At 37.2% G+C, this 11354-nt stretch carries 10 protein-coding genes; 7 read left to right on the top strand and 3 right to left on the bottom strand.

Annotated features, from left to right (window positions below; all coding sequences use genetic code 11):
* Window positions 1-142: 142 nt before the first annotated feature.
* A complete protein-coding gene (locus tag D5018_RS19090) occupies window positions 143-673 on the bottom strand; it encodes a plasmid mobilization protein (protein WP_121840581.1) in 531 nt (176 codons plus the stop codon).
* Between the two features lie 471 nt (window positions 674-1144).
* Here D5018_RS19090 and D5018_RS19085 point away from each other — a divergent pair, with 471 nt between their 5' ends.
* Window positions 1145-1717, top strand: a complete 573-nt coding sequence (locus tag D5018_RS19085) for a thiamine phosphate synthase (protein WP_121840580.1) — start codon at window positions 1145-1147, stop codon at window positions 1715-1717.
* A gap of 51 nt (window positions 1718-1768) precedes the next feature.
* On the opposite strand, the gene D5018_RS19080 is transcribed toward D5018_RS19085, so the two are convergent.
* Window positions 1769-2551, bottom strand: a complete 783-nt coding sequence (locus D5018_RS19080; RefSeq protein WP_121840579.1) for a helix-turn-helix transcriptional regulator — start codon at window positions 2549-2551, stop codon at window positions 1769-1771.
* Between the two features lie 461 nt (window positions 2552-3012).
* Between D5018_RS19080 and D5018_RS19075 the strand changes: the two genes are divergently transcribed.
* The 6 genes from D5018_RS19075 to D5018_RS19050 all read left to right on the top strand — a co-directional run bounded on the left by D5018_RS19075 (window position 3013) and on the right by D5018_RS19050 (window position 10211).
* Entirely contained in the window at window positions 3013-3372 is a 360-nt protein-coding gene (locus tag D5018_RS19075) for a hypothetical protein (protein ID WP_121840578.1), read from the top strand.
* A 64-nt stretch (window positions 3373-3436) separates the two neighbouring features.
* A complete protein-coding gene (locus D5018_RS19070) occupies window positions 3437-3940 on the top strand; it encodes a helix-turn-helix transcriptional regulator (RefSeq protein WP_121840577.1) in 504 nt (167 codons plus the stop codon).
* A gap of 346 nt (window positions 3941-4286) precedes the next feature.
* On the top strand, window positions 4287-4508 hold the full coding sequence (locus tag D5018_RS19065) for a hypothetical protein (protein ID WP_121840576.1): 222 nt from the start codon (window positions 4287-4289) through the stop codon (window positions 4506-4508).
* A 188-nt stretch (window positions 4509-4696) separates the two neighbouring features.
* Window positions 4697-7381: a toprim domain-containing protein gene (locus D5018_RS19060; protein ID WP_165905113.1), complete on the top strand. Its 2685-nt coding sequence runs from the start codon at window positions 4697-4699 to the stop codon at window positions 7379-7381.
* Between the two features lie 428 nt (window positions 7382-7809).
* Complete coding sequence (locus D5018_RS19055) at window positions 7810-8433, top strand: hypothetical protein (RefSeq protein WP_121840574.1); 624 nt, start codon at window positions 7810-7812, stop codon at window positions 8431-8433.
* A 449-nt stretch (window positions 8434-8882) separates the two neighbouring features.
* Window positions 8883-10211, top strand: coding sequence for an ankyrin repeat domain-containing protein (locus D5018_RS19050; protein ID WP_121840573.1), 1329 nt, complete (start codon window positions 8883-8885; stop codon window positions 10209-10211).
* Window positions 10212-10862: 651 nt separating this feature from the next.
* Here D5018_RS19050 and D5018_RS19045 read toward each other — a convergent pair.
* Window positions 10863-11249, bottom strand: coding sequence for a hypothetical protein (locus D5018_RS19045; protein WP_121840572.1), 387 nt, complete (start codon window positions 11247-11249; stop codon window positions 10863-10865).
* Window positions 11250-11354: the final 105 nt, after the last annotated feature.

Genomic DNA, 11354 nt, shown 5'->3' with positions numbered 1-11354 from the left:
AGATGGGACTGTACTCGTTGTTAGAAGGGTACAAGAAGTTAGCAGTATAATTGGAACCGCCGTATGCGACATCGCTTGTACGGTGGTGTGAGAGGATGGGAGCCGTGAGGCTCCCTCCTACTCGATTAAACCTGATATTCGGTCATTCAGTAGTTGGCTCATGATCAATGCTCCAACGAGTTCGGTTTTTGTCGAGTAATGTGTAAACCTTATCTTTATGCTTATCAATTCTATGACTGAGCATTTCAATCATTTCTTTAGTTATTTTGTCACTCTCCCTAAATTCGATATTAAGCACTTTAGCTATTTGATTAAGGTTTCTACCTATGGCCGATAACTGGCGGTTGGATTCTCTTAACACTTGCATTTCTTCTACTGATAAAACGGGTGAACGATGAAGGTGAGCGAGTACCGTAGACGTCACCCAATTGGTTTGTGAAAAGTAGCCTTCTTCTTTAGCGAGCATTGATAGCTTTTTATGATTTTGGCTATCCAGCCTTATGGTCACTTTATTGGTTCTGCTCTCTTTGAAGTTGTCGGTGTTGGCAGCAAGAGGAGAGGCTTTATTTATGAGCATGCGAAGCATTTGGGCTTCGCTCATTGAATGAGAGCGACAATACTCTTGCCAATGGGATTTCTCATCTGGCTCTAAATGTACTTCTGTTTTTGGCATAAACCTCAACCCTCAGAAACTCATGGATTTAATTTATCGCCATGAATAAAAAATGTACAGGGTGAGAAAGGCGTTTTTTTAGATAAATAAGGCTAAAAATGGTGTTGCATGCAAATGCCAGCAACTTTGCGTGCATACGCCAGCAGGTTTGCAAGCAAATGCCATCATTTTGCGAATCCTGCACTAGCTATTTAGAGGTGCTTATTAATCTGGAATATGTCATTTTTATTTAATGTTCTGAGATTGAAAACTATCCAAAACTGGTTGCTTTCGCTTGGCAATTGACAAATTCGAAATACATTTGCTGCGCTTTTACCTAAAAATCATCTCTACTTGAGCGGAGTACGTAGACATGACTTTTAGAGGTTAATGGCTCCTGAATCACGATACCAAGCAATGACTAAAGACTTTGACTACTGACATTAGGTATGGGAAAAATGATTTCACCTTCTAAATTTGAGCATCAGAAAAATGACAAAGAATTTGTACTTAATAACCCCTGATTTCATTGAGGATAAGAACGCCTATTTGGATTTACTTAAAACAAGTATTGAGCATTTTTCTCCTCAAAGGGTTCAGTTTCGCTCCAAAAACCTAGATCGAAAGCTGTATATTGAAATGGCAAGATGTGTCTCAAAATTATGTAGAGAGAGTGGAGTGGATATCATTATTAATGCTGATGTTGATATTTTTAATGAGCTTAAAAATGAAGTGGATGGGCTTCATCTAACCTCGGCAGACATGGCAAACATTAGAGAAAGACCCATACCAAGAGGGAAACTGTTATCTGGTGCTTGCCACAATATTGAACAAGTAAAAATTGCTTCTGATATGGGGTGTGATTTTGCTGTTCTTTGCCCGATATTTAAAACACCCAGCAGTCCTAAGGGCGTCCCTATTGGCTGGTCATCATTCAATAAAATAGTCAGTTCAACTGCAATGCCTATCTATGCGCTTGGTGGTGTTGGTATCGGCGATTATGATACTGCAATTACGAATGGGGCATTTGGTATTGCAGCTAAGAGAGGGCTTTGGGTAGCCTAGCTTTTTTATAGAAGATGAGGCGTTGATAATCGACTGAAATATTTTGCGATTTTAGAGGATTATTTCAGTATTACTCATATTATTTATGGCTCGTATAATCCCACAATGATTAAGGTGTTGGAATAGCTGAGAATTGCTACAAGGAAAGCACCCTAATTTCATTTTTACTCCGTTCAACCTTTTATTTATTGTGGCATGTGAGCACTGCATCTTTGAGGCTATTTCCTTAATGGAATTAAACTTCATCAATAACTCAATTGCGATGACTTCCTTTTGGGTCAAGGTGATATTATTAATGTTGAATTTATCATAGTCATAGCTATTATCATTGTTTCTCCCAATAACCTCTAATTCTGGAACTTTTGCATCGAAATAACGCAGTGGAAACAAGGTCTTGTCTCCATAAATGGAGAGGTACTCTTTTGATTTGTGGCTTAAATGGTGCAGTAAACCGAATAGATCTGCTTGTGTGAGGTTTGTTGTTTGAAAATAGCCAACACTGATGATTTCAACGATGTTGTTATTTCTATTACGAATTTCAATTTTTTTTAAGCGATCACTAACACTGTTCAGTAATCGTTTATGTTTTTTAGCCATATTATCCCAATGAAATACACCGGGTTGTAATCGGTTAGGTAAATTTTCATCCAAATTTTCTTCCCAGAACTTTAAATGCCAAGCGTAATTAGAGGGAATGGGCTGGAGCGTTTTCTCTTCAAGGTTTAGGCGAGAAAATACTATGTTATGAAAATTTTGGCACTTTCCTTTTAACTTATCGGTAATTGTATTTTGCGCTTTGCATATTGCTTCAATGACATCATTTTCTGCGTTCATTTTATTACCTACGGTAGCGTTTATCTGAGAATACTGATTTCCTGTAATGTTCAAAGAGGCCGATTACTCGACATGAATAAGCCATCAGTCTTAGAAAAGGGCAATGGAATGTTTTTACTAGAAGGCTAAGGCCAATATTATCAACCTATTACCATTTTTTTATCTCAATTGGTAGTGTTTATTTTGAACACTATTAACTCGATTTTCTTTTTTATTATGCTTGAGACTGATTTGTATAAGAGAGTAAAAGAGGAAAAATCAGTGGCAGATTAAGCAGACTTAAAACTTGTTTAGCCTTAATAATGACACGATTGAACATTTATAAGCCTTTGTAAGGCATAAAAGGTGATCTTCTTCTTTTACTTTCCACAGGTGTCATAGGAGTATGAAGTAGGACATACGGATATAGGATCATAAGTCGGTTTGGAACTGTATTTGTTTGATACATATGAGGAGGCCGCATGTTGGTTTTAAATTATTTACCAAAGTGTATTCTGTACCATATTGAGTGCCTATGTTTGAAAAAAGAACAAATTTACTTTACTCGCATGCTGCTTATCGAAGGTAGTATTTGGATCGAGTACAAGATTGGCCTTTCGTCACAATTTTATCAATCGTTACCAGAAAGGATGGATGAATTAATCTCTTGGTATCAAGTATCAGATAGGGAATTGGAAAGGCTTCGACTATTTCAAACTCTCAATATGGTCTATGAAAATGTTATTACGTTGTTGCCAGAAGACCATATACAACTGTTTGTAAAATACGCTCTTCAAGTCTCAGAAAGCGATATTGAAAGATATAAGATGACGAATATTTAATTTGACTTGTGCTACAAAAAAGATTGTATTTAACCCGAAATACATATTACCAGTTGAGAGTTTAATGGAAAGTAATTTAGGGGAACGCTTAGAGCAAGCACTATTTGAATTAGACGTATCTCAGGCACAATTGGCCAAGAGATCGGGCATTTCTCAGCAAAGTATCAGCTATATTATTCGAAATAAGATTTCAGATTCAAAACTTGCACCTAAACTTGCATCAGCATTGGGGGTGAGTCCTACTTGGTTAATCTTAGGGATAGGTAATTTAACGGAAGGCTATGCTCGTGAAATCCCTGTTATTAATAGCTACTTTATATTGCAAAAATTTCTTAGAGACGGTAGGTTGCATGGCTTTGTAAACTTAATTTTCACTGAGATTTATCTCGGAAAGCAAGCGTTTGCTTATCAAACTGAATTAAAACAAGTTGCCATTTGTTCACTTGAAAATACTTTTGAAGCTGAGGAATTTTTATTCCTTGATAGTTCTGGGCATCGTGTCGTACATGAGCCAATGGATAATGCTTTTCCTATCTATGAATGGCGTCGACGCAATGTTGAATACTAACTTCTAGTTGCCTCATTATTTCATTTCTTGAATTTAAACTTCCTTCGAATACTGCGTAGAGTAAGAAATAGCTAAAATTTTGTAGCTTACTCATACCTCAATTCCATTCTTATTTTTTTGGGTTTTCTACAGGATTCATTGTAGAAAAACTTAATTTAAGCTGAATAAATCAATGTTTTTTGTTGGCGTAAAGTGAGAAATATATTCTTAATTTCATGAATTTTAAGGTTTTATGTTTTTGATGCTGAATTGGAACAGAAAAAATTAATTTGACTTAATTGCGTATTTTAAAAAATATGCAGTGATATACAGGTTTTGATGTAATTTATCATGAATGGAGTGAGTTATGAGCAATTCAATAGTTGGTAAATCAAAGTCGAGTAAAATACAGCAAATTTGGTATAGCAAGCATCAGCTTTGTAAATATCTTGGAGTTACTTACCCTACCTTAGTTCGTTGGTCTAAACAGCATGAGGATTTTCCTAAACCTGAAATGCTGCATCTATGTCCTGTTGGGCGTTACGATATTAGAAAAGTAGAAGCCTTTTTGTATCAAAAGCCATTATAAGTTCTCAGCCATAAGTCGTTGATGTTTTCGACGCACACCACAGGTGTTTTACTGTTAGTGCTCTTGTGAGAAAAAATACCACGATTTCAAAGCGAGAGCATCATATAGAGCACCTGAACTTGAAGAGAATACCGCCGAAAAACTCATCGCCAAGACTTTAGAATTACATCTCAATGAGGACGTTAAAGATGAGCTTCTCAATACCGCTTGAAGTTAAACAAAGATTACTTAGTGACTTTAAATTCAAGAAACAGTGCGCTGAGCACCTTCAGCAAGGTCAATGCCCAAATTGCCATCATTGGGAACTTTCAACTCATAGAGATAATCCTTGGTTTTTACAATGTGCAAGATTGAAAAAATGTGGTTTAGAGCTTCATGTTACAGAATTATACCCTGAGCTTTTTGAGTCATGGAGTGATCGGTTTCCATTTAAGGCACAGCAGGGTCAAGACCAGTGTATTGATAATATTGCAGCAGATGCTTATATGAGTTTATGCCGTGGCTTCGATCTTAAACACATTGCCCATTGGTATCAGCAAGGATCTTACTACAGTGGTGATATAGATTGTGGTACTGCTACGGTTCGCTTTTATTTACAAGATCAGTGTTACTGGGAACAGTTTATTGATAGACCTTATCGTTTTGGCAAGGTTCATGAAAACATATCGGGTAACTTGATGGGTAATTGGTGGCAGCCTCCATCATTTGATATTACTCAGCTTAAAAATAAAAAAGAACTATGGATCACTCTCGGGATCTTTGATGCTATCGCATTACAACAGGTAAACGTTGCTGCTGTAAGTGTTATCCAATATAGCAATTTTCCTGATCAGTCTTTGCAAGATCTTGAATCATCAATTAACGGGAAAGAGAAAGTACGATTAGTCTTTGCCTTTGACATCGGGGATAGAGGTGAACAAGCCACAAAGCAATTTGTTCAACGTGCTAGGAAGCTTGGTTGGCAGGTGAGTGCTGCGAAACTGCCTAAAAGTAAAGTAAGGCATTCTTGGAATGACTTGTTTCAAAGAGAGAAGTTAACTCTAGGTTTTTTGGAAGAATGCCGCTATCAGGGACAACTATTACTGGTTGAGTCTGCTTTGGAAAAGGGGCTTTTAATGTATGAAAAACGTTCTCAGAACGAATTTCCGTTTGAGTATGAAGCCCAGTTATTTTGGTTTAAATTTGATCCTAGGCGTTACGACAAGGCGTTACAGAATCATCAAGATAAAACCGATGAAAATAGTCATCATGCTTCATTGAAAGAAGCTATCAGTATTCAGTCGCTGACCGAGTGTTACCCTCAAGCCTTATATTATCAGCACAGCAGTATGACTAACGAAAGTTGGTACTACTTCCGTGTTGATTTCCCTCACGGTGATGAGCCAATCAAAAATACTTTCAGTGGAAGGGAGCTATGCTGTGCGTTTGAATTTAAAAAACGATTGATCCAAGTCGCACCGGGGGCAATTTTTGAGGGAAATAATACTCAGCTAGACAAGTTTTTAAAGGAACAGATTTATCACATTAAGCGAGTGAATGTGATTGACTTTACAGGTTATAGCAAAGAATACCAATGCTATATTTTCAATCATATTGCCGTTCATAGTGGGCAGATGTATCGACTTAACAGTGAAGATTTTTTTGATATTAAAAAGTTAAGCATCAAGAGTTTATTTCCTGTGCATATAAAGCCAAACAGTAGGTTACAAGATTACCATGAGGAATGGTTATCTCATCTTTGGGAGGCTTATGGAGCAAAAGGCTTGGTGGCTTTAGCTTTTTGGTTTGGAAGCTTTTTTGCAGAGCAGATAAGAAAATGTTTTGGTAGTTTTCCTTTTCTAGAAATTGTGGGAGATCCCGGTACAGGTAAAAGTACTTTAATTGAGTTTTTGTGGAAACTCACTGGTAGAGAAAATTATGAAGGTTTCGATCCCAATAAAGCTAATCCGATAGCTGTGTATCGAAATATGGCACAGGTTTCTAATTTACCAGTAGTGTTGATTGAAGCAGATCGAACTGATGGAAATGAAAGTAAGCAAAGTGGTTATCTATGGGATGAATTGAAAAGCGTGTTTAATGGTCGTCCAATTCGTGCTCGTGGTGTGAAAAATAATGGCAATGAAACCTATGAACCCCCATTTAGAGCAGCCATTGTCATAGCACAAAATGCAGAGGTTAAGAGTTCACCTGCAATTATGGAGCGATTAGTTCAGATCTATAATTCTCGAACGGAACTTAATCAAGAGACGTTAAAAGGGGTAGAAGCATTAGCGCAGTGGGAAATGGATCAAGTCTCAGGTTTTCACCTAAAAGCTATTTTGAAAGAACACAAAATAATAGATTACATTAATCAGCGCCTAGAGTTTTATAAAGAGTACTTCCGTACTTTACCTGAGGTGAGTAATGCAAGGATTATAATCAACCACGCTCAATTGAGTACTTTTATCGAGGCACTTAGGCTAGTTGTCGACATATCCGATGAACAGCTTAAACTAACATTAGACTTTATTCGTCTATTGGCCATCAAAAGGCAAAGAGCCTTGAGCACTGAACATCCTTTAGTTCAAGAATTCTGGGAGTTAGTAGACTTTCTTGAATCAGATGGACTGGCTGTTGTTAATCACTCCAGAGACCCACAGCTTATAGCCATTAATTTTAACCAGCTTTCAGAAGTCGCAAATGAGCGTAAGCAACGACTACCTTTGATGATGGAATTAAAAATCTTATTAAAAAAATCAAAAAAATATAAATTCTTGGGTATTAAACCTGTTAATAGTGCAGTGAATGATCGACTAAACAAAGCCTATCCATCCATGAAAAAGCCTTTAACAGTTAAATGTTGGGTATTTGACTCCAACGGAATCATTACATGATTAAGCGCTTTTAAGAGTATAAAAGCGCTCAACTTATATCAAAGCTACAACCTCTTTTACCGATATGGGAAGGTATATGCTCACAAATTAGGTAAAGATGTAGCGGAAAAAATGGTTGGATTTCAAACGCTAGCTCACTTTTGCCCCATTCCGTGCCAGCACACTAATTTTTGTTACGCCTTAATCTATTACGTTTGCAGTCTTCTTTGCACTTGAAAATTACTACATAATTGACTTAACTTCGCTCTTTTAATGCGTATTTCGGTTTATCCGATCAGCCATTTCCGCATTCAGTGATCGGATAGCTCCGAATTATGCACTTTTACTCATAACCGTTGAGTATCAGTATTAAAAAGTGATAGATACATTAACCTTTTATTCAGTTTGACTACGTAAAATAGTTTTAAATTCATATAACTTTACACTATATGGCCGAAGTTCAAACAGTATCAACATCAATATCTTCAACTTTCAATACAGCATGTGATTATTTAGCCTTAGAGAAAACAAACTATGAAACTTTCTTTAATGGTGTTTATTACGAAGTTTTTAAAAATAAAGAGACTCGCATTATACAGGACTTCCTACTCACTTCTGGTGACTTAATTATTTTGCCCTCCATAAAGGAACCGCAGTTCCTCCCTCAACGAGAATATGATGCTATATTCAGTGCGTTATACTCATTGACTACTTCTGAGCTTAGAGCCGTAGATCGCCACCTTTATGAATTAACTTATCACCTTATTTGTATGGGGTATCAAGTATTTACCGATGACGAGCTATCTTGGTTACAAACAGAAGCACCTATAGGGTCTAGGGTAAATTTTGTTTTTAATAAAGTTCTCCAAAATGTAAGCGAAAGCTCCCAAGGGGCGTACCTAACGATTTTAGATTTTTTTCAAAATAACCAAGAGTTGGGAGATATCTGTTCAAAGATGCACGAGCAATATGCGATTACATTTTCATCACAAGACGGCTATTTTGTTTACGTGTTAAGAGATACGTATGAGGTTGGTGAATTTCCACAATTTATAAATCCACACTTAAACTAATTTAATTCGCATTTAAACCCGAACTCCTGGATATAGATTGACTAACGTCTGCCCCATTCCGAGGCAGCAAAGCACATTTGCAGCATTAATCTCTGAGGGTTTAATCTCTGAGGGTTTAATTCCCCGCCCCTTGGGGCGAACTACCTTCTTGAGTGAATCTAGATGATACCCCGCTGCTTGCGGCGGGGTTGTTCATTGTTTTTAATGCCTAGCAGTTCAAATTCAATCCAAACTGAATTACCATTTTGTACCAATTGCGGACGCTTAGAATGTTTTTCTGGGCTGAATAATCTTCCACATGGCGGACATTTGAAAACTTTTCCAAAACAACTCGTTAACTCACCTCTTGATATTCTAATATCATCTTACATATCACTTTAATGTCATTTCACTACCCATCAGTTATTGGCATAGTTTAGTTATATTGTTTCTTAAAATAGACTCTAAAAATGGCTGCCACCTATGTTTCACCTAGAGGTTCTCAGTTACCAGCAATGGACGTGAAAACACTTTCACATTTGGCCACAACCTCTGATGTAATCACATTAGATATGAATGAAACAGCTTTTAAGGTTAAGCTCTCGAATAATGGAAAACTGTCAGTAAGGATAAGAGAATTTCAACAGCCAAAAGACGGTATTGCCCACCCTAAAGCAAATAGAACAACCAATAGGTTCTCGAGGTTATTCAAAATTGGGGTTGTCAATCACGCTCCTAATCGACTACTTAAGTGCTTTCGTAAATATATAACTCCTAAAAGCACTTTAATCGCATCGGCTTGCCTAGCAAAAAGTCTTGAAACGAAACTAAATCAACACATGACCGAATTAATGACTTGCTGTAAACAAGGTGATTTGGAAAGCCTTAGTCAACTTATTAAGCAAGGTTTCAACCTCAATATAAGGGATAAAAAAGGCAATACTCCACTCCACTACGCGGCCACTAATGGACACCAAGCGTGTGTTGCAAAATTATTGAGTCATGGTGCAGACGTCAATTTACAAAATAAAAAAGGGGGGACAGCATTAATGTTTGCTTCTCGATACGGACATACGGATTGTGTAAAAGAGCTAATCATATTAAAGCCTGACAGCAACCTGCAAAGTAAAGATGGATGGACAGCATTAATGTTGGCTTCTCGATATGGGCATACGGATTGTGTAACGGCGCTATCTAGACTAAAGCCTGATAGCAACCTGCGGAATAAAGATGGATGGACAGCACTAATGTTTGCTTCTCGATATGGGCATACGGATTGTGTAACGGCGTTATCTGGATTAAATCCTGATAGCAACCTGCAAAATAAAGATGGATGGACAGCATTAATGATGGCTTCTCGATGTGGGTATACGGATTGTGTAACGGCGCTATCTAGATCAAAGCCTGATAGCAACTTGCAAGATGACTATGGATGGACAGCATTAATGATGGCTTCTAGATATGGGTATACGGATTGTGTAATGGAGCTATCTAGATTAAAGCCTGATAGCAACCTGCAGAATAAAGATGGATGGACAGCATTAATGCTGGCCTCTCGATATGGGCATACGGATGTTGTTCAAGCAATATTTACGCTACTTCCAAAGGTTAATCTAAAAAATGATATTAATTCAACAGCATTACAGCTTGCTGCTGTTAGTGGTCACAGAGAAATAGTTAAAGCTTTGATGGAGAATGGGGCTGATAAGGGTATACGCGCTTTACTTATGGGTAAGCCAATCGAAGCAGCAATACTAACTGGACACTTAAAGACGGCTCAGTACATCGCTAATCATTAGGGTGTTTACTTATTTTTTATGAGTCATATTGACTCTATTAACATAATGCTTTTAAAAAACAACTAACGAAAATCACTTTCAAATGGCAAAATAAAGAATCTTGATTTGTCGAAAAAATTAGATTTACAGGGTTAATAAATAGCCGATTTAACTCCTTTAAATATGAAATATTCTTTGGACTGGAAAACCAACAGAGTTACTTTTTTTATCTGTATTTTAGACGTTCAGAATAGAAGTGAGGCCACGCTGTGTTAGCAAAAACCTAATGTTCGCTTAATCACTTTTTTGTGAATTTGCTTAATGTCTGCTTATCGCCAAAAGCAGACTTTAGTTTGTGTGTGAGCTTTAATTGTAAAGATAGTTATTTCTAATACAGCTTGTTGAGATTAAGTCGAAATCCAAGCGCGTTTGTCCATTGGTGAGTCAGTTCTGAATGAAGATTTACTCAAAAATCCCCCGTAATGTGTTCTGTCTGATGTTAACCTCCCGATAACATGAGGAATAGCTTCAAAAACCTCATGCAAGTACTTATTATAAGTTCGTAGATTTCTGGGCTATTATGAGGGCTAGGTCTAGCCCCCTGAAGAAGTTGTTTTTAATTAAGCTTCAAAGATAGAATTGAATTTGCCAAATCAACTTGATAACTAACAGTTATTTATACTCAACACCTAAAATTTTTGTGCCTCGTACAGTATTAACTTGCACACATTTTTTACGTTGGTAATAAACGGTGATTTCCTGTTGATTTAATTTTGCATCTAAAATTTGTTTAGCTAATAGTGTGTTGTAGGTTACATCGGCATGGTTACCACTAAATCCAATAGCAAACGCTCTTTCCGCAGACGGGTCATTAAATAAGTTAGTAGAAAAACAGAAAAGCCCAGTTCCTGAAGGTGGAACTACCTCTACATAATAACCAACTCCAGGTTGCATCATCGTTTTAATCGTTTCTGGGACAAAACTAACTTTTAGTATTTCAGGCTGAGCAAAGGCAATGTTTGATACACTTAATGAGCCTGTCTCTTGATCAGATCTCAAAGCAGCTCACCATCTGCTAGCATTTCTTTCGCTACTCGGTATCCTACTACATAAGATTGAAGCGTATCCCAACCTTCCCATATCGTTTCCCAGCCAGCAATGCCT

It is taken from the genome of Parashewanella curva, from assembly GCF_003675895.1.
In the GTDB taxonomy this organism is placed as follows: Bacteria; Pseudomonadota; Gammaproteobacteria; order Enterobacterales; family Shewanellaceae; genus Parashewanella; species Parashewanella curva.
This window is presented reverse-complemented; position numbering and strand designations above follow the sequence as displayed.